Source organism: Paenibacillus campi, from assembly GCF_034659835.1.
GTDB lineage: Bacteria > Bacillota > Bacilli > Paenibacillales > Paenibacillaceae > Saccharibacillus > Saccharibacillus campi.
Genome location: NZ_JAXSQZ010000007.1, coordinates 1 through 19,189, shown reverse-complemented (window position 1 = coordinate 19,189; position 19,189 = coordinate 1). Strand labels below are relative to the sequence as shown.

The following is a 19,189-nucleotide window of genomic DNA, read 5'->3' as shown; positions in this document are numbered from 1 at the left end:
ACGATGTGTGCGCTGATCCGTCTGGTTGTTTTGGCTTATTCATTGGTACATTCGTTATGAAATGATGCGCTCTGCGACAATGCGCTTTATTCGGTTCATCCCATCAATAAGTGTTACCCGTGCAGCGGTACCATCGTACGCTGGCGATTCGCAAATGTAGCGATCTGCTCCACACCAAGCTCCGTCAATAATGCACGCGCCTGATCCAAACCATCGCTCAGTTTAAGCGGATCATGCGCATCCGAACCGAGTGTCAGCGGGATGCCGAGCGCGATTGCCTGCTCCACAATCCGGCGTGCCGGGAAAATTTCGGCACAAGCTTTGTACAAACCCGACGAATTCAGCTCCATCGCCATGCCTGCCTGTTGTACCGCCCGCAATGCAGCATCCTCTAACGCCTCAAGCTCGCCATCTTGCTCAGCAGGCGGCACATAACCAAAACGCTTGATCACATCCAGATGCCCGGCGATATCGTAAAACCCGGTCGCTACCGCCTTTTGCATCGCATCATAGTATTGACGATACACATCCAGCACATCACGACCGTTCCAGCCATCGGTTTGGCGATAATCGGAAATGTCCCATTCACCAAGAAAATGCACCGAACCGATCACATAGTCAAATGGATACTGCGTAATGATCCGTGCAATCGTTTCTTCATGACCTTCGATATAATCCGCTTCCAGTCCAACCCGGATGTCAATGTGATCACTGTACTTCTGCTTAAGAAATAAAGCTTCCTCTACATAACGCGGCAGTTCGTCCATCGGCATCGCCATTTCCGGATAATACGTAGCCGGATCGACATGGATGAGCGGCAAATGATCGGACAAACCTAATTGATCTAGACCGATCTCAATGCCGCGCTGCACATACTCCTCCAGCTCACCGACCGCATGACCACAGCGTACATGATGCGTATGATAATCGATTTGCATGCTGTTTGCTCCTTCCTTGCTGCAACCGATACGTTGCGGCGTAATTACGGGGATGGTCAGTCTTTACGCGGACGCTCATGACGGCGATCCAATTCCGCCAGTATATCATCCAGCGGTAGCTTGCGCTCTTGCAGCAATACGAGCAGATGATAGATCAAATCGCTCACTTCATAGCGCAATTCGTCGTTGTCGCCATTTTTGGCAGCGATGATCGTTTCCGCCGTTTCCTCACCGACTTTTTTCAAAATTTTATCGATCCCTTTTTCAAACAAATACGTCGTATACGCACCTTCCGGACGCTCCTGATCACGATAAGCGATCATTTGCTCCAGCTCACTCAAAATCGCAAACCGGTCTTTTGATGCAGCGGATTGCGTATCAGACGATGATTCAAACGTTGGCTTATTGTCCACTTCATTCACCTCATTATAAAAGCAGCTTATTCTGCCTGTATGGCATGCCGGTCCATTCGCCTCCACCAGTACGAGCAGTGTATCTCCATCACAATCATAATATAGCGACGTAATGCGCTGTGTATTGCCAGATGTACCGCCTTTATGCCAGAACTCCTGGCGCGAACGGCTCCAAAACCACGTATCCCCCGACTCCAACGAGCGGCGCAGCGATTCTTCATTCATATACGCCATCATAAGCACGATCCGGCTGGACGCATCTTGCACAATCGCAGGCACCAGCCCATCACGATCCCATTTGATCGCGGCAATCAATTGTTCCCACGAATGCGATTGATGTAAAATTTCCGTCTGAAATGTAGCATCGTCGTTCGTCCCACTCATTAGCGAATTTCCACTCCCCCTGCTTTCAGCTCGGTTTTGAGCGCCGGAATTGAAATTTCCTTGTAGTGGAAAATCGTCGCCGCCAGTCCTGCATCCGCTCCGGTCTGTTCAAACACATCCAGAAAATGCTCTGGCAAACCCGCACCACCAGAAGCGATTACCGGAATGTGTACCGCTGCACATACCGCACGTGTGAGCGGTAAATCGAAGCCATCTTTTGTACCGTCCGCATCCATACTCGTCAGCAAAATTTCGCCTGCACCACGCTGTTCGACTTCTTTTACCCAATCTAGCGCTTTAATGCCGGTCGATTTGCGTCCGCCATGCGTGTACACTTCCCATTCGCCCCATTGTTCATTAAAGCGCGCATCGATCGCTACGACGATACATTGTGCGCCAAAACGCTGTGAGCCATCATTGATCAATTGCGGATGAAGCACCGCTGCTGTGTTAATGCCGATTTTGTCAGCACCAGCACGTAAAATCTTTTTCATATCGTCGACCGAAGAAATGCCGCCGCCGACGGTAAATGGAATCGAAATTTCCTCGGCAGTACGCCGTACGACATCAACCATCGTTTCGCGCCCTTCTACCGATGCCGAAATATCGAGAAATACAAGCTCATCCGCACCTTCGCGGTCATACAATGCCGCCAGTTCTACCGGATCACCAGCGTCACGCAAATTAACGAAGTTCACGCCTTTGACAACGCGCCCTTCTTTCACATCCAGACACGGAATAATACGCTTTGCAAGCATGCATGCTCCCCCTTTCCTGCCGGATCGTTAACGCACTTTAAGCAGTGCTTCCTGCAGATCGATTTTGCCGGTATAGATCGCTTTGCCTACAATCGCGCCGCTAATGCCATCCGCTTGGCGTGCAGCTAGACGAATCAGATCGTCCAGCACAGTAACACCACCGGAAGCGATCACATCTTTGCCAGATGCTTGGGCGATCGCCGCAATCGCTTCAATATTCGGTCCTTGCATCATACCGTCGCGCGAAATATCGGTAAAAATAAACGTTTCGGCTCCTTTGGCAGCCAGTTCTTTGGCAAGCTCATCCGCTTTAACTTCGGACGTTTCCAGCCAGCCGCGTGTTGCTACATAGCCATTACGCGCATCGATGCCGATCGCTACACGGTCACCATACGTACCGAGCACGGCTTCAGTAAACGCGCGATCTTCAATCGCAGCCGTACCGATAATGACACGGCTCACACCGAGACCGATTAACTGCTGCACATCAGCAAGTGTACGCAGCCCGCCGCCAAGCTGTACAGGCACCTGCACACTGCTGGCAATCCGACCGATCAGTTCATGATTGACCGGATGCCCTGCTTTCGCCCCATCCAAATCGACCAGATGCACAAACTGTGCTCCTTGCTCTACAAAGCCTTTGGCAACTGCTACTGGATCATCGTTATAGACGGTTTCTTGATTATAATCACCTTGGATCAGACGCACACAGCGACCGCCACGGATATCAATTGCAGGATAAATAGTAAACGAAGACAACGTGCTTCCCCCTTATCGATGCGTAATTAATATAATGCTACCTCATACTTAACCGCTGCCATCGTCATTTCATACACTGACTGTCCTATCGAAAGCAAAGCGTATCTATTGCACTGGATTCAGTTACGATTGTATGATCTCATTGAAAGTTAATGTAAAGTTAAACTGAATCTCGGTCAACATACGATCGATGCGATATGCGATTTATTGCACCCGTTCGCCCACACACAATGCTAGGAAATTGCGCAGCAACAATTTGCCCAGCTCGCCGCTTTTTTCCGGATGGAATTGCATCCCGTACACATTGTTACGACCGACAATCGCCGTCACTTGCTGATGCCCGTAATCGGTCACCGCGATCAGATCATCCTGACGCTCCGGCAACACATGATACGAATGCACAAAATACGTGTGCCCTGCATACAGATCGCGTACAAGCGCATGTTCAGGCTGCTTATATTCCAACCGATTCCAGCCCATATGCGGCACTTTATAATCGCCTGGAGCGAAGCGTACGACACGACCAGGCAAAATGTCCAGCCCCTGATGGATGCCGTATTCCTCCCCTTCGGTAAACAATAGCTGCATACCGAGGCAAATGCCGAGCAACGGCTTGCCGCTGTCTGCTACCTCGTGCACGATATGATCCATACCGCCTGCACGAATATGATTCATCGCATCGCCAAACGCACCGACACCCGGCAAAATGACACCGTCTGCCGCCAACATCTCATCACGATCGCCGGTGATAATATATTCATAGCCAAGCCGCTCAATCGCCTTGCTGACACTGTGCAAATTGCCAATACCATAGTCCACAATTGCAATCGCCATGCTTTACAGCACTCCCTTCGTCGAAGGCACTCCTGTCACGCGTGGATCGATCGATGTCGCTTCGTCAATGGCGCGTCCGAGCGCCTTAAACACCGCTTCGATCATATGGTGTGTATTTTTACCGTAATGCACGATCACATGCAGTGTAATACGCGCTTCCAGTGCCAGTTTCCATAGAAATTCATGCACTAGCTCCACTTGAAAACTGCCTACTTGCGCAGAAGGATATTCCGCACGATATTCAAAATGCGGGCGATTGCTCACATCGATCACAACTTGAGCGAGCGCCTCATCCATCGGAATGAACACATTTGCATAACGCTTAATGCCGCGTTTGTCGCCAAGCGCTTCGCGCAGCGTCTGTCCGAGGCAAATGCCGATATCTTCCACCGTATGATGATCATCGATTTCGATATCACCTTGCGCCTTAACCGTCAAATCAAAATGCCCATGCTTCGTAAACAAATCCAGCATATGATTCAAAAACGGCACATCCGTTTCGATCTCCGCCTGCCCGGTGCCATCCACTTGCAAAGCGAGCTGAATATCGGTTTCATTCGTTTTGCGGCTAATGTCCGCGCGGCGTACTTGCCCATTTTCCGTTGTCATAAGGCTACTCCTCCAGCTTGTTTATGATCTGATTTATCATCTTATTTAAACTATCGATTTTACACTGTCGATCGATCTCCATATTCGTTAATTGCCTTCCTGCCGCAACCGAATTTCGATCGCACGCGCATGACCTTCCAGTCCTTCATGGCGCGCCAGCTCCATAATCGTCTGCCCATTCGCAAGCAGTGCTTCCTTACTATAATAAATCATACTCGATTTTTTAATAAAATCATCCACATCGACCGGCGATGAAAACCGTGCTGTACCGTTCGTCGGAATAATATGATTCGGCCCGGCAAAATAGTCACCCACCGGCTCCGAACTGTACGAACCGAGGAAAATCGCACCGGCATTTTCGATCCGACCGAGTATATTCATCGGCTGCTCGGTCATAATTTCCAGATGCTCAGGTGCAAGTCGATTCACAACCGCAATCCCTTCATCGAGCGTTTCAGTCACAATAATCGCACCATAACGTTCCACCGAAGCAGCGGCAATCTCACGGCGTGGCAAAGTTTCCAATTGACGCTGCACTTCGGCGGACACATTGTCAGCAAGCGAACGGGACGAAGTAACGAGAATGGCGGATGCCATCTCATCATGCTCGGCTTGGGACAACAGATCGGCAGCAATATAGCCCGGATGCGCCTGCTCGTCTGCGAGCACGACGATTTCGCTCGGCCCGGCGATGCTGTCGATATCGACGATACCGTACACTTCACGCTTCGCCAGCGCCACATAAATATTGCCGGGACCACATATTTTGTCGACCGGCTCGATCGTTTCCGTTCCATAAGCGAGTGCGGCGATCGCCTGTGCACCGCCAATCCGATACATTTCGGTCACACCCGCTTCAGCAGCGGTAACGAGAATATACGGATCAATGCCTTCCCGTCCACCGGTTGCAGGTGGTGTGACCATCACAATCTCCGGCACACCAGCAACTTGAGCAGGAATAACGTTCATCAGTACGGATGAAGGATATGCCGCTTTACCGCCTGGCACATAGACGCCGACCCGTTTGAGCGGACGAATGATCTGTCCAAGCAGACTGCCATCCGGCTGCAAATCCATCCATGAATTGCGCTTTTGCTTTTGATGAAACTGGCGGATATTGTGCGCCGCCTTCGTGATCGCTTCAATAAAAGAAGGCTCTACATGCGCATAAGCCGCTTGCAGCTCAGCATCGGTCACACGCAGGCGCTCCGTCGTTAGCTCAGTACGGTCGAACTGTGACGTATAACGCAGCAGTGCAGCATCGCCGTCTGTTTTAATATCGTGAACGATTTGTTTGACAGCGGCATTTTGTTCTGGTGAACCGTACTCCACCTCACGCCGTAGATCAAAATCGTGTGCAGCTACGATTTTCAAGCCCATCTCTCCTTTACTCCATCCGCTCTGGAACATGCTGTCAGTAGCCGTCTTTCTCCTAGCAGATTGAGGCGCTCCTGAATTTGTTTAGTCATACGTTTCTAATGATATGTTTATACTGAAGGCTGTACGATCACTTTTTGCAATGTATCGCAAAGCTGTTGAATTTCTTCATTTTTCATCCGATAGCTGACTCGGTTGGCGATCAAACGGCTCGTAATGCCGAACAGTTCCTCTAACTCTACCAGTCCATTTTCACGCAGCGTTTGACCGGTTTCAACCATATCGACGATCCGATCAGCCAGACCGATCATCGGCGCCAGCTCGATCGAGCCGTTGAGCTTGATCACTTCCACCTGCTGCCCACGCTCGCGGAAATATTGCGAAGCGACATTCGGATATTTGGTCGCTACCCGTTGCTGAATGCCTGGCTGCCAGTCCGGCAATGCAATGACCGACATCCGGCAACGTGCAATGCCAAGATCAAGCAGCTCGTACACGTCGCGATTTTCCTCCATCAATACATCTTTGCCAACGATACCGATATCGGCTACACCGTGCTCGACATAGATCGGCACATCGACAGGCTTGGCGAGAATAAACTCCATTCCAAGCTCTGGCAGTTCGACAATCAATTTGCGCGACTCGTCCACATCGTTCGGAATCGGAATGCCTGCCTCGCGGAACAGCGCGGCTGCTTTTTTATAAATACGCCCTTTGGGCATCGCTACTTTTAAAATCTGGCTCATCAGGTACGCATCTCCCTGTTTTAATTTTTGCCTGATGGCATGATGATCGATCAGCTGGAGCGCTTTATTTTAACCGAGTACAGGCTTGCCGCCGGTAAAACGAATCAATTCTCGATACCCGGCACGCGCTGTCTCATCCGCCTCGTTAGCAGCCCCTTCATACTCCGTCACGACCATCTGCCCATCAGCACGCAACTGGATCGCTTTTGCAAAAGCTTCATGTCGACTGGTCTCATCATACACAATCAATACCGGCTGCGGTTGCTCCGGCACTGGCAATTGCACACCATCGAGAATACGATTCGTTTTGAGTGCAAAACCGGTTGCCGCCAACGGACGTCCAAATTGTGCCAGCAGATTGTCATATCGTCCACCACTGCACACCGGCGAACCGAGTTCAGCCGCATAGCCTTCAAATACCATGCCTGTGTAATACGAGAAATTACCGATCATCGTTAGATCGATCATCACATAATGGGACATGTCGTACGCTTCCAGCACTTCCCACACTTTGCACAGATGGCGGATTGCATCAGCTGCTTGCGGATTGCTGCTAATTTCCAGTGCCTGCTGGCAAATATCTTGCGCACCGCGCAAACGAAGCAGCCCTTCCAGCTCCTGCTGCTGTTTTGTCGACAGTTTAAAACTGACCAACTGCTCACGAAAGCCTACAAAATCGCGATTAAGCAATCGCTCTTTCAACGCTTCTTGTTTCTGCGCTTGCTCAGGCAACGCTTCTTCCAACAGCCCGCTCAAAAAGCCCACATGACCGAGCGAAATTTGGAAATTTTGCACGCCTGCCGCTTGCAATGAAGCGATCGCCAATGCGACGACTTCAGCATCACCTTCCGGCGAATCAACACCGACCAGCTCCGCACCGGTCTGGAAAAACTCCGCCTCACGCCCTGCTTCTTCTTCAATCGAGCGGAATACGTTCGCATGATACGCCAGTCGTACCGGCAACGTCTCTTGCTGCAACAACGAACCCATCACGCGCGCGATCGGTGTCGTCATATCCGAACGCAGCACCATCGTCGTGCCCCGGTTGTTAAGCATTTTATATAATTTGCTGTCGGAGGTAGAGCTTGCCACACCGACCGTATCGTAATATTCAAGCGTTGGCGTAATGATCTGCCGGTATCCCCAGCGAGACATACAATGAAGCACATTTTGTTCGATATAACGCAGCTTTGATACGACATGCGGCAAATAATCACGCACCCCGATCGGTTTTTCAAATCCTTTCGGCTTGGACAAGACGTTCACCTCTGATTGGATTGTATATTTGGCATTATAGCCGAATGCAATCGTTCATTATATTTTAACACATTAAAGTGGTACTTTGCTAATAAAGTAAAGGATATTGCATATCTTATCATAACCTCACCTTTACCGTCAATTCAGCCCATCGTATGCCTAAATGGACGATAATCGTCGCAATGGCGATGATTATAACGCACGCACCGTAATATAGATTCGCCCTCTAGCCGTCAGAATCCTGTTCGAGCATAAACAACCGCTCATTCATAAAATGGCTGACATTGCTGCTCCAACTCGGCGTGCCCAGCTTGCCATATTTCCACTCATCACTCATCACTCATCACTCATCACTCATCACTCATCACTCATCACTCATCACTCATCACTCATCACTCATCACTCATCACTCATCACTCATCACTCATCACTCATCACTCATCACAAGTGGATTATGCTCTATCCTGTTCTATTGCGCAAATAAGCCCTGACACCCGCAACAACGGAATGCCAGGGCTTGCCTAAGCTAAACATACAATATGCCCAATATGAGATTGCATACGATTAGTGCCACTCAATCGATAGCGATGATATGTATGTACACCTGTACAAATACCATGTTATCGCTCTGCTATCATGTTTCCAAGCAAGCTACGGCATTGTACGTTGTACGACTTTCGCTTGATTGCGCTGCAGACGTTGCAATTTGCGTTGGTGATGGCGTGCGGATAGCGAATCCGGAATGCTACCTAGCAATACCCATGAACACGAAAAACGACGGAACAGAAATTGTACCAGCAGTGTGGACAGAACGAGCGCAATAATCAGACCACTGTAAATCCAAATAAAATACGCTAACGGTCCCAGCGTAAACCATGACTTTGTATCGCGATAATACGCTAAAATGAACGGATGCACTAAATAAATCGCAAACGACAACTCACCCAAGCGCCGCAACAGAGCAAGCAACGGCTTAGGCGCAATCCGATTTACAATAAATGCTGCCTGAAACAACACGAGCGATGACAGCATCGTATACACATTCCACATTAACTCATACCAGAGCGAATCATGCCACAAATTCGTGATCCGTGAATCATACCAAATTTGTACATAAATTAGCCCTGTCGCCAGCCAGCATATCCATAATAATGATGTTGCCAGCTTTAGCGTGCTATCCATATCTTTCCAACGCGTCATCACCCATTGCCGAAACGGTTGAAAATAAATCGCCACAAACGCACCCAACATATAATAGGCAAAATATGAAAAGGCAATACTGCCTTTATTGGCATAATGAAGATCATACTTATTCCAGACGACCCACGCCCATTGTACGATCAATCCAATCACAATCGCCCAGCGTGCCATCCAGCGCTGCTTTTTCAGCAACACGAGCAGTAATGGAAACAAAATATAAAACTGAACGCTAATAAATACAAAATAAAGATGCGTCCATGCCGACCCGCTAAAGATCGCATCCACATAATCACGTAATAGCCACATGATCGGCTCGCCAAAAAGCCCGCGCTCGTGTAGCTTGTACAAAAAATAAAACGCGGAAATTAAAATATACGGTAACAAAATATACAAAATGCGCTTTTTGTAAAAACTGGAAATTAGCTTACTAGTTAGCGGACGATCAAAATAATTGTAAAACAACACAAAGCTGCTCAAAAAAATAAACGCCGGTGTACCATATTTGAACATTAAATTAAGAAAATTAAACACATAATAAATGGATGTGTCCACCGCATCAATCGTCGCATCCGATGTAGAATGCACATGCAAAACACCGATAATCGCCAGGGCACGAAAAAAATCAAGCTGTGGCAGCCGCTCCTTTTGTAGTCGATCCACGATCGTAACATCCCCTTACATCTATTAATGGTACATCTGATCAAAACCCGCATTCACTGGGCTTGTCCATTCCCATCGAGCGCTGATGCATTCTGTACCATTACAATGTCAGTCCGACATGTACAGACCGAAGATCGGTTTCCTTCGGTCAGCCCTGTCGATTGTCGATATGCTTTATTTGTCAATTGTCAATCTTTATTACCCATGCACAACTGTTCTGAACTACAGCAGCTCACGCGCGGCTGTTTCTTCCTGAACGGTTTTAGCCAGTACACGCAGCGGATTGCCACCCACAAAACTCCCTGCTGCTACATCCCGATGCACGACCGAACCTGCCGCTACAATCGCGCCATCACCAATCGTAACACCTGGCAAAATCGTACAATTGGCTCCAATCATCACCTCATCACCGATGATCACATCGCCAAGCCGATACTCGCGAATCAAATACTCATGCGCAAGAATCGTCGTATTGTAGCCAATGACCGAATTTTGCCCAATTCGGATACGTTCCGGGAAAAATACATCCACCATCACCATCAGTCCAAACGCCGTCTCCGAACCGATCTGCATCCGTAACAGATGACGATACATCCAGTTTTTTAGCCCAAGGATCGGACAGTAACGGGCAAGTTGAATAACGATAAAATTGCGTACCCCTTTCCACGGGCTTACCGTGCTGTAAATTTGCCGTAGCGCATTACGCTTGCCTTGGACAGGATAATGCTCTAGCTTTCTCATCGATCTACCGGATCAGCGAGCACGATTTGATACAGATCGCTCATCCGCTGCAATACAAACGTAGGCTCATACTTGGACAGCTCCTGTTCACCTTTGAGCGACCACGCCACAGCTGCCGACTGCACACCTGCCGCTGCCGCCGATTTCAGATCAGCCGGGCTGTCTCCGACCATCAGCGTATGTTCAGGCGCTGAACGGAGCGCTGCTAGTGCCTGGTGAATCGGCTGCGGATCGGGCTTTGGATGCTCCACATCGTCCAGCGTCACAATTACCTGCATATACTGATCCAGCTCAAACAAACGCAGCACATGCGTCGTTGTCGCACGAATTTTGGTCGTGACGACACCAAGCTTTAACCCTGCCGCCTGCAAACGCGCCAACACCTCATTTACTTCGGGAACAGGCGCAACCAATTCATCATGATGCTGCCAATTGTAGGCACGATATTTTTGCACAAGCGCTGTCACATCGTCCAACCCGGAAAATGTCCGCAATTGCTGCTCCAACGTCGTGCCCATATACGGAATAATTTGCTCACGTGTGAGCGAATGATCCATCACATGCATAAACGAAGCAATAATCAGTTCATTCGTATCCACAATCGTACCGTCAAGATCGAACAAAATCGTATCTATCATCCCTCACTACTCCTTACGTTCAAGCGGAGGCTTTTCGGCACTGCCCGCTTCCGTTCGAGTATGACTACCACTTGCCGTCTGCTGAGCGGTATGCTCCTGCTCAGTTACATGTTCACCGCCTGCTACACGGGTAGAAACGATCGGATCGCTGTAATGCGCCAAGTTTTTGTTCGTTTTGCGACGCACGATAATGAAGACGATCGCCGCAATGACGAGCACAAGCGACAATAGCTGGGACACACGAATATTGCCGTAACCTGGCTCAATCGCACCTTGCTGGAAGCCAAACCAAGTCATAGGCGACCATAAACCGTTCACAATCGATACGAGCCATGCCGGTCCATCAAATGTTAAACTATCCGTACGCAATGCCTCGATAAAAAATCGCCCGATCCCGTACCAAATAAAATAGCCCATAAAAATTTCCCCGGCACGCACAAAATGACGGCGCCGGAAAAACATCAACACAAGTATACCGACCACATTCCAAAGCGATTCATACAGAAACGTTGGATGATGATATACACCGTTCACATTCATTTGATTGACGATAAAATCCGGCAAATGTAAATTGTTGCGCAGGAACGCTTCATCGGTCGGTCCACCGTACGCTTCCTGGTTCACAAAATTCCCCCAGCGTCCAATCGCTTGACCGATCAGCAAACCCGGTCCGCAAATATCCGCAATGCGCCAGAAATTATAACCTTTATACCGCGTATAAATGACCGCACAAATAATCGCGCCGATGAGCGCGCCATAAATGGCAATCCCGCCGTTCCAAATTTTAAACACATCAATCCAATTGTTTTTATAATCCGGCCAACGGAAGGCTACATAATAAATACGTGCTGCGATAATCGCTGACGGTACACCAAACAGCAGCAAATCCATAAAAAACTCCTGTGGAATGCCATAACGTCGTCCCTCACGAATAATTAACAGCAACCCCATCAATGCACCCAAACCGAGAATCAGACCATACCAGTGCACTTCCAACGGCCCGATCGCAAATGCGATCGGATTAATTAATGATGTCCCCATTGCTTACCCTCTCCTTAATCCATTTCATCGAGATCTTCGGCAATCGTCTCGGTCAGCTTATGCGTGAATTGGAGAGCTGCATTGTACCCCATCCGTTTCAGACGGAAATTCATCGCCGCCACTTCAATAATAACGGCAAGGTTTCGACCCGGACGCACTGGAATCGTAACGAGAGGTACATCGGTGTCGATAATTTTAGTTGTTTCCTCATCCAGACCGATACGGTCATACTGCTTATCCTGCTGCCATGCTTCCAGCCGCACAACGAGCGTAATCCGTTTGTTGTTGCGAATCGCCCCGGCACCAAACAGCGTCATCACATTAATGATGCCGACGCCGCGAATTTCAAGCAGGTGGCGGATCAATTCAGGTGCCGTACCGTGTAACTGGTTGTCCGACGTTTGGCGAATTTCCACCGCATCATCCGCGATCAAACGATGTCCGCGTTTGACAAGCTCCAATGCGGTTTCACTTTTACCGATCCCGCTGCTACCGGTAATGAGCATCCCTACACCATAAATGTCCACTAACACGCCGTGGATCGTTGCTGTTGGCGCAAGCTTTTTCTCCAAAAAGTTCGTAATCCGGCTCGACAGAATCGTCGTAGACAGATTGCTGCGCAACACCGGCAATCCATGCTGTTCACTAGCTTCGATCAGTTCTTCCGGCACTTCCAGTCCGCGTGTCACAACGATACATGGCGTTTCTTCGTTACATATTTTGCCCATCCGCTCCGCTTTTTCTTCATGCGTTAACATTTGAAAAAACGCCAGCTCGGTACGACCAAGAATTTGTACACGCTCGGTCGGATAATACTCAAAATAACCTGCCATCTCAAGACCCGGACGGTTCAGATCATCTACGGTAATATTTCGTTTTAAGCCAAGTCCCCCGGATACAACTTCAAGTTGGAACATTTGTACTAATTCCGAAACTTTAACATGTTTGGCCATTCTGTTCTTCCTTTCCTGAGTAGGTCACTTGTCTTGTCGAAATAAGCATAAATTGCTGTACATATTATTCCCAATGTACCAATGGTAATAGAATACGCCTATAAAATCAATTCTAACGCCCTGATCACACGTGAAAGAACCCGCACTATGCCTAGCTAGATTGATATGCTAATTAATTAGAGTAATATGCTACCTACTATTTGGAACTTCATACGACTTTGTGACTATACACGCTAGCTTTAGGCTTACACGGGAATCATAAAACTAGCACGTATACGCAGACCAAATTAAATTTCAACTTTGATTGTGTACTAAAATGCTTATAAATAACTGCTTGAACCAGCTTTAAAATTCAAGTGGATCATATTCAAAGTACTAAAGCATATACACAAATGTTGAGCATCTAGCAATAATTATTCCTTCAATTAGGCGTTGTCTTCAAACCGTCAACCTTGTCGTTTCCTTATTTCATCAGTTGAAATTTCAGTCGTCAAAATGGTTATGTTTTAAGTGAACTGCGTTGCATGTATGCATAATCTAATGAAAATAAACCGTATAGAGTTGCCTGTAAAGTAGTTTTAAGACACGCCCTAGTAGGCTGTCTCAAATGAAAATTGTGTTTAAACGCCCCTAAATCGATTCAGCACCAAGCGATGGTTAGATCAACAAACTGTAAATGTATTTAAGACAAGCTACTAGTAGCTTGACTGCGTTAAATAAGCAGTTTGATATTGCAGAGCAGCGCTGTTCTCCTGCTACGATTCCAGTGTATCTTTCGAAGATGGAGTGAATTCGACCCTGCATTTAAGCTGGTCAGCCTACTAGTAGATTGACTGCTTTCAATATTGGCTTTGAATCCATTGTATCCCTTATCTATAGCTGTAATCCGAATAATTTTAAACTATATATTTAAAACGGTCAGCCTACTAGCCTGGAACTTCATCCATTAAAGAAACGGACTATACCGACTCAGATAAAATACAGCTGCTTTCGCTCCAAATCTGAACATTCTTTTATCGTCATTACGCATATTACTAACTTGCCTTACTTTCATCCCCATCATGATCACTTGATTATGAATACGTTGCAGCACATTCAAACCTGATTTTCAATCGAGACAGCGTACGATTACGCTGTCTCGATTGAATTTACGATATGTCTAATGTATGATCGCTTGACTATGAATTGGCATAAAGACGTTCAAACCGGCTTTTAATCGAGATAACGTACGATCCAGCTTTTAATATTTACTTACAATCCGCTACATGACCTTATTTATAAAGGTGATTTGTGTAAATAAATCTATATATTTAAATCGTTCAGCATACTACACCTCCAAAATAAACAACTCATTTATGCCAAAAAAACCTGCTGCTCTGACACACGGCCAGATACAGCAGGCTTTACCTATGCGTTAATTATACAGTTGCAGGCTCGCTATAGAACAAGTTATCTTCGGATGCTGGATCAAAGATATGCACTTTGTTCATGTCGATTGCCATCGTTACGGTAGCATTGTCGCGTGTTGTGGAGCGACCGTCTACACGTGCGATAACCGTATCGGAGCTAATGCCACTCAGGTACAGCAATGTTTCGTGACCGAGGTTCTCGGAAACGTCCACTTTAGCTGTAAATACGCTGTTCGGAGAAGCTTCCAGGAATACTGGCTCCTCGTGGATATCTTCCGGACGAACGCCGAGAATAACCTCTTTGCCGTTATAGCCTTGATCTTTCAGCACCTGTGCTTTACCGCCAGGGATGCTCAAATCCAGACCTGCAGCAGTGAACACGGTACCACCGTTTTTCTCGGACAGTGTGCCACGGATAAAGTTCATCGTCGGAGAACCGATAAAACCGGCTACGAACATATTACGTGGATGGTTGTACAGTTCTTCAGGAGAAGCGGCTTGCTGGATAATACCGTCTTTCATAACGACGATACGGTCGCCCATTGTCATCGCTTCGATCTGATCATGCGTTACGTAAATAACAGTCGTTTGCAGACGTTTAGCCAGTTTGGTAATTTCCGCACGCATCTGACCGCGCAGCTTTGCATCCAAGTTAGACAGCGGCTCATCCATCAAGAACACTTGTGGATCACGGACAATCGCACGACCGAGGGCAACACGCTGACGCTGACCACCGGAGAGTGCTTTTGGTTTACGATCCAGCAAATGCTCGATATCGAGAATTTTCGCTGCTTCACGTACACGTTTTTCGATTTCGTCTTTTTTCACTTTACGCAGTTTCAGACCAAATGCCATGTTGGAATATACATCCATATGCGGATACAGGGCGTACGATTGGAATACCATCGCGATATCGCGGTCTTTTGGAGCTACATCGTTTACGACGCGATCGCCAATGTACAGTTTGCCTTCGGAAATTTCTTCCAGACCAGCGATCATACGCAATGTTGTAGATTTACCACAACCGGATGGACCTACCAGTACGAGAAACTCTTTATCTTTAATGTCAAGGTTGACATCCACTACTGTCGCTTTATCGGAACCTGGATATTTTTTAAAAATATGCTCTAAACGTACACCTGCCATAATCAAAAACCTCCCTGAATATAAATGTAGTTTATTCGATTCATCACGATAAAAAAGCTATTCCCTGGGACAATCATCGTTGCGATCTGATTGCGCCGGTTGCCCATTTCGCCACCGATTATGTATCTGTTCATTCAACGAGGAATGATAGAGACTTGCAAGCAGATGCAGCAGATACGACCAACGGCTCTCATCGATACCTCCAAAACTTGTACATTCAGCCTTCATATAGCCAAACATAAGCATTGGATACATACCGCCTAACAGCATCATATGCGCTGTTTTGTAACCGGTTTCTTGATCTGCTTCTATCTTACCCTAATCTGCTTGCGAACTCTATCGACAAACTATACAAAAAAAGTTTTAGCTTTTTGTTACTTTATACAATAGCAGTGTCAGACGCATCAGCACCGCATCTTCGAACCGCCGCACATCGAGTTGTGTATCTTGTTTAATACGATCCAACCGATACAGCAGCGTATTGCGATGAATGTACAATTGCTTGGCGGTTTCACTAACATTACAGTCCATTTTGAAAAAAGTTTCCAGTGTAGCTACCGTCTCATCATCACGAAATAGCTGTGCATACCGATCCGCCGACTCCACGAATCGCAAACGTTCTTCTTCGGGTATACGATACAACAGGCTTTCCAGTCGCAGCTCCCACGGTAAATGGATATGCTCGGTCACCTGGAACAAACGCCCTAGCTGAATCGTTTCACGCAAATGACGGACGGTCTTGGCCAGCCCATATAGCGGATGTAACGGCAAGCCTACACTAATATGGAAGCTGCCTACCCACTCACTCGCAACCAGTTCATGCAGACCGAGTGCAAAGGCAGTCAGCAGGTCTTCCTCCGTATCTTCTGCCTCGCCGATTCCGTCCCAGCCATCCCGAGCAGACTCACGTATATCTTTATGATGACTGTTACCGCTGGAGCGTGATGATTTATTACTTTTTTCTTCTATAGCAGCAGACCGTGATTTGCTAAACGATGCCGGTTCCTGTTGTTCTGCTTTATCTTCGTCCTCAATCAGTCCATGATTAGCCAAAATCAGCCATTCATTTTCCTGTAACGGAATAAGCAATACATTCCGGTCAAAATAACTGGATAAAAGCTTACCGAGCTGCTTTGGCTGAAGCCCGCTAGACGGCAAACTATCTGCTAGCATAACAAACGGAACCATTGCTCGATTTAACCGACGTCGAATCGCCATATCTTCCGGTATATCTACAGCTAAACTGCGCAGGCTAAGCTGTCGTACAAGCCATTGCCCCAGCTCTCTAGCCTCTTGTTCAGGTCCTGTCACAGGAGCGGTAATGGCTATAGGCTGCATTCCCGTTACGGATGGCAGTAACAACTCCAGCAACTGATATAAACGATAAAGCTCCATTTCCGCTATCGTTTCGTTCATTTCAATTTCAGCGGTATTGTCCTGCTGAATCGTCGCACAATCATCATGGGCGGAAGACACAGGTAGTTGCGTAGAAGGCTCCCATACGACTACCGTACCATTCCCTTGCCATACTGGAATGAGTATACGATCTTTAATTATTACTTGATCGCTGGTGACGGTAGAAGATTCAGTTTCTCCATCGGGTTGTTCCAACATCGTAGCGCCCACTGAATCTACTGCTTTGACGTCTATTGTTATTTTTGGTTCACTCGCTAATTCCTGTTTACTTGACTCGAATTTACTTGAAGTGTGCCTTCTTGATACTTGTTTATTTACTTGTTCACTCGTTTGTTCATTGGCTTGCTTATGGGCATACGCATCTTCATGCATACGTAATCGTGCAGATTGCTTCTCAATCTGCCCCTCCACACCCTGCTTTTTTAGGTTGGATAAATATCCAAAACTACTCACAGCGTAGGTATGATCCCATTCTTCTTCACTCATATGGTGTTCACAAATCATAATCCCCATAATTTGCTCAATGCGTTGGCGCAGTTCATTCATATCCATCCTACATATCCTTTCACTTACCAAATTCGATATTCCAATACCGATCGTTTGATACGGATCATACTTCAATAAAATATTTTAACTAGTTATATCCTACAAATGATTCGGACAAACTCGAATTACCTTCGCGACATTGTATAGACCTAATTTCCACATTCGTGCTACAGATTTTCTTTAATACTAACACTCCAACATACTACCATTCAAAATATATAACTCTAATATGTAACGAAATGCAACAAAAAAAGCACCTTACTCTAAAGTAAGATGCTTTAATGTGATGAGCCATGAAGGACTCGAACCTTCGACACCCTGATTAAAAGTCAGGTGCTCTACCAACTGAGCTAATGGCTCACAAATAAAAAACTGGTGGAGGCTGATGGATTCGAACCACCGAACTCGGAGAGAACAGATTTACAGTCTGCTGCGTTTGGCCACTTCGCTAAGCCTCCACAATAAAAGATGGCTCGGGACGGAATCGAACCGCCGACACGAGGATTTTCAGTCCTCTGCTCTACCGACTGAGCTACCGAGCCATACAACATATTTGATTAATATAACGTATAGTCACTTCATTGCACTAATCAAAAATGGCGGAACCGACGGGATTTGAACCCGCGATCTCCTGCGTGACAGGCAGGCATGTTAACCCCTACACCACGGTTCCAGGAAAAAAATGGTGCCGGCGAGAGGATTTGAACCCCCGACCTACTGATTACAAGTCAGTTGCTCTACCAACTGAGCTACACCGGCACGTTATGGTGGAGACTGAGGGGATCGAACCCCCGACCCTCTGCTTGTAAGGCAGATGCTCTCCCAGCTGAGCTAAGTCTCCAGGTATATGGTAGCGGCGGAGGGGATCGAACCCCCGACCTCACGGGTATGAACCGTACGCTCTAGCCAGCTGAGCTACACCGCCATAATAAAATAATTTTATATAACTGCTGGTTCAAACCGTAAATCGAAAATTCTAGTGGCGGAGAGAGAGGGATTCGAACCCTCGCACCGCTTACGCAGTCTAACCCCTTAGCAGAGGGTCCCCTTATAGCCACTTGGGTATCTCTCCAAGCAAAATGTTCAAAGTTGCTCCCTGAAAACTGAATCCGAAACGAATCACCGCGTATAGAAGATAGGATAAGCCCTCGACCGATTAGTATTGGTCAGCTCCATGCATTGCTGCACTTCCACCTCCAACCTATCTACCTCGTCGTCTTCAAGGGGTCTTACATGTTGGGAAATCTCATCTTGAGGGGGGCTTCACGCTTAGATGCTTTCAGCGCTTATCCCGTCCGCACGTAGCTACCCAGCGATGCTCCTGGCGGAACAACTGGTACACCAGCGGTGCGTCCATCCCGGTC

Annotated in this window: 16 protein-coding genes, 8 tRNA genes and 1 rRNA gene; all 25 read right to left on the bottom strand. The window is 47.4% G+C overall.

Going from position 1 to position 19,189, the window contains the following annotated elements; translation table 11 throughout:
* Positions 1-113 precede the first annotated feature (113 nt).
* Positions 114-938: a histidinol-phosphatase HisJ gene (gene hisJ / locus U1I11_RS16280; RefSeq protein ID WP_322907195.1), complete on the bottom strand. Its 825-nt coding sequence runs from the start codon at positions 936-938 to the stop codon at positions 114-116.
* Between the two features lie 56 nt (positions 939-994).
* Positions 995-1,735: a bifunctional phosphoribosyl-AMP cyclohydrolase/phosphoribosyl-ATP diphosphatase HisIE gene (gene hisIE, locus U1I11_RS16275; RefSeq protein ID WP_322907194.1), complete on the bottom strand. Its 741-nt coding sequence runs from the start codon at positions 1,733-1,735 to the stop codon at positions 995-997.
* On the bottom strand, positions 1,735-2,493 hold the full coding sequence (gene hisF / locus U1I11_RS16270; protein ID WP_322907193.1) for an imidazole glycerol phosphate synthase subunit HisF: 759 nt from the start codon (positions 2,491-2,493) through the stop codon (positions 1,735-1,737). The genes hisIE and hisF overlap by 1 nt, the downstream gene beginning before the upstream one ends.
* Positions 2,494-2,520: 27 nt before the next feature.
* On the bottom strand, positions 2,521-3,252 hold the full coding sequence (gene hisA, locus U1I11_RS16265) for a 1-(5-phosphoribosyl)-5-[(5-phosphoribosylamino)methylideneamino]imidazole-4-carboxamide isomerase (RefSeq protein WP_322907192.1): 732 nt from the start codon (positions 3,250-3,252) through the stop codon (positions 2,521-2,523).
* A gap of 204 nt (positions 3,253-3,456) precedes the next feature.
* Entirely contained in the window at positions 3,457-4,086 is a 630-nt protein-coding gene (gene hisH / locus U1I11_RS16260; RefSeq protein WP_322907191.1) for an imidazole glycerol phosphate synthase subunit HisH, read from the bottom strand.
* A gap of 3 nt (positions 4,087-4,089) precedes the next feature.
* Positions 4,090-4,695: an imidazoleglycerol-phosphate dehydratase HisB gene (gene hisB / locus U1I11_RS16255; protein WP_322907190.1), complete on the bottom strand. Its 606-nt coding sequence runs from the start codon at positions 4,693-4,695 to the stop codon at positions 4,090-4,092.
* 87 nt (positions 4,696-4,782) lie between these two features.
* Positions 4,783-6,069, bottom strand: a complete 1,287-nt coding sequence (hisD, locus tag U1I11_RS16250; RefSeq protein WP_322907189.1) for a histidinol dehydrogenase — start codon at positions 6,067-6,069, stop codon at positions 4,783-4,785.
* 113 nt (positions 6,070-6,182) lie between these two features.
* Complete coding sequence (gene hisG / locus U1I11_RS16245; protein WP_322907188.1) at positions 6,183-6,818, bottom strand: ATP phosphoribosyltransferase; 636 nt, start codon at positions 6,816-6,818, stop codon at positions 6,183-6,185.
* Positions 6,819-6,887: 69 nt separating this feature from the next.
* A complete protein-coding gene (locus U1I11_RS16240; RefSeq protein WP_322907187.1) occupies positions 6,888-8,075 on the bottom strand; it encodes an ATP phosphoribosyltransferase regulatory subunit in 1,188 nt (395 codons plus the stop codon).
* A gap of 651 nt (positions 8,076-8,726) precedes the next feature.
* Positions 8,727-9,935: an acyltransferase gene (locus U1I11_RS16235; RefSeq protein ID WP_322907186.1), complete on the bottom strand. Its 1,209-nt coding sequence runs from the start codon at positions 9,933-9,935 to the stop codon at positions 8,727-8,729.
* Between the two features lie 222 nt (positions 9,936-10,157).
* Complete coding sequence (locus U1I11_RS16230) at positions 10,158-10,676, bottom strand: acyltransferase (RefSeq protein ID WP_322907185.1); 519 nt, start codon at positions 10,674-10,676, stop codon at positions 10,158-10,160.
* Positions 10,673-11,314, bottom strand: coding sequence for a pyrophosphatase PpaX (gene ppaX / locus U1I11_RS16225; protein ID WP_322907184.1), 642 nt, complete (start codon positions 11,312-11,314; stop codon positions 10,673-10,675). Before ppaX ends, U1I11_RS16230 begins: the two co-directional genes overlap by 4 nt.
* A gap of 6 nt (positions 11,315-11,320) precedes the next feature.
* On the bottom strand, positions 11,321-12,355 hold the full coding sequence (gene lgt, locus U1I11_RS16220) for a prolipoprotein diacylglyceryl transferase (RefSeq protein WP_322907183.1): 1,035 nt from the start codon (positions 12,353-12,355) through the stop codon (positions 11,321-11,323).
* Positions 12,356-12,369: 14 nt separating this feature from the next.
* The gene (gene hprK, locus U1I11_RS16215; protein ID WP_322907182.1) at positions 12,370-13,308 is read right to left on the bottom strand and encodes an HPr(Ser) kinase/phosphatase; all 939 of its coding nucleotides are present in this window, start codon (positions 13,306-13,308) and stop codon (positions 12,370-12,372) included.
* A gap of 1,418 nt (positions 13,309-14,726) precedes the next feature.
* Complete coding sequence (locus U1I11_RS16210) at positions 14,727-15,863, bottom strand: ABC transporter ATP-binding protein (RefSeq protein ID WP_322907181.1); 1,137 nt, start codon at positions 15,861-15,863, stop codon at positions 14,727-14,729.
* 363 nt (positions 15,864-16,226) lie between these two features.
* A complete protein-coding gene (locus U1I11_RS21695; RefSeq protein WP_416235629.1) occupies positions 16,227-17,831 on the bottom strand; it encodes a PucR family transcriptional regulator in 1,605 nt (534 codons plus the stop codon).
* Positions 17,832-18,112: 281 nt separating this feature from the next.
* Positions 18,113-18,185 (bottom strand) — tRNA-Lys (locus U1I11_RS16200).
* 13 nt (positions 18,186-18,198) lie between these two features.
* Positions 18,199-18,283: transfer RNA gene (locus tag U1I11_RS16195), tRNA-Tyr, on the bottom strand.
* Positions 18,284-18,294: 11 nt separating this feature from the next.
* Positions 18,295-18,367: transfer RNA gene (locus tag U1I11_RS16190), tRNA-Phe, on the bottom strand.
* A gap of 55 nt (positions 18,368-18,422) precedes the next feature.
* A tRNA-Asp gene (locus tag U1I11_RS16185) sits at positions 18,423-18,498 on the bottom strand.
* Positions 18,499-18,508: 10 nt separating this feature from the next.
* Positions 18,509-18,584, bottom strand: a tRNA-Thr gene (locus U1I11_RS16180).
* Positions 18,585-18,590: 6 nt separating this feature from the next.
* Positions 18,591-18,666: transfer RNA gene (locus U1I11_RS16175), tRNA-Val, on the bottom strand.
* A 7-nt stretch (positions 18,667-18,673) separates the two neighbouring features.
* Positions 18,674-18,750, bottom strand: a tRNA-Met gene (locus U1I11_RS16170).
* A gap of 55 nt (positions 18,751-18,805) precedes the next feature.
* Positions 18,806-18,897, bottom strand: a tRNA-Ser gene (locus U1I11_RS16165).
* Positions 18,898-18,961: 64 nt separating this feature from the next.
* Positions 18,962-19,189, bottom strand: a 23S ribosomal RNA gene (locus U1I11_RS16160); the annotation flags it as partial.

What these genes read in the sequence shown, in the direction of transcription:
- hisIE (WP_322907194.1), bottom strand. Translation starts at nt 1,735, where the DNA reads ATGAGTGGGACGAACGACGATGCTACATTTCAGACGGAAATTTTACAT.
- hisJ (WP_322907195.1), bottom strand. Translation starts at nt 938, where the DNA reads ATGCAAATCGATTATCATACGCATCATGTACGCTGTGGTCATGCGGTC.
- U1I11_RS16210 (WP_322907181.1), bottom strand. Translation starts at nt 15,863, where the DNA reads ATGGCAGGTGTACGTTTAGAGCATATTTTTAAAAAATATCCAGGTTCC.
- U1I11_RS21695 (WP_416235629.1), bottom strand. Translation starts at nt 17,831, where the DNA reads ATGGATATGAATGAACTGCGCCAACGCATTGAGCAAATTATGGGGATT.
- U1I11_RS16230 (WP_322907185.1), bottom strand. Translation starts at nt 10,676, where the DNA reads ATGAGAAAGCTAGAGCATTATCCTGTCCAAGGCAAGCGTAATGCGCTA.
- lgt (WP_322907183.1), bottom strand. Translation starts at nt 12,355, where the DNA reads ATGGGGACATCATTAATTAATCCGATCGCATTTGCGATCGGGCCGTTG.
- hprK (WP_322907182.1), bottom strand. Translation starts at nt 13,308, where the DNA reads ATGGCCAAACATGTTAAAGTTTCGGAATTAGTACAAATGTTCCAACTT.
- hisH (WP_322907191.1), bottom strand. Translation starts at nt 4,086, where the DNA reads ATGGCGATTGCAATTGTGGACTATGGTATTGGCAATTTGCACAGTGTC.
- hisG (WP_322907188.1), bottom strand. Translation starts at nt 6,818, where the DNA reads ATGAGCCAGATTTTAAAAGTAGCGATGCCCAAAGGGCGTATTTATAAA.
- hisF (WP_322907193.1), bottom strand. Translation starts at nt 2,493, where the DNA reads ATGCTTGCAAAGCGTATTATTCCGTGTCTGGATGTGAAAGAAGGGCGC.
- ppaX (WP_322907184.1), bottom strand. Translation starts at nt 11,314, where the DNA reads ATGATAGATACGATTTTGTTCGATCTTGACGGTACGATTGTGGATACG.
- hisB (WP_322907190.1), bottom strand. Translation starts at nt 4,695, where the DNA reads ATGACAACGGAAAATGGGCAAGTACGCCGCGCGGACATTAGCCGCAAA.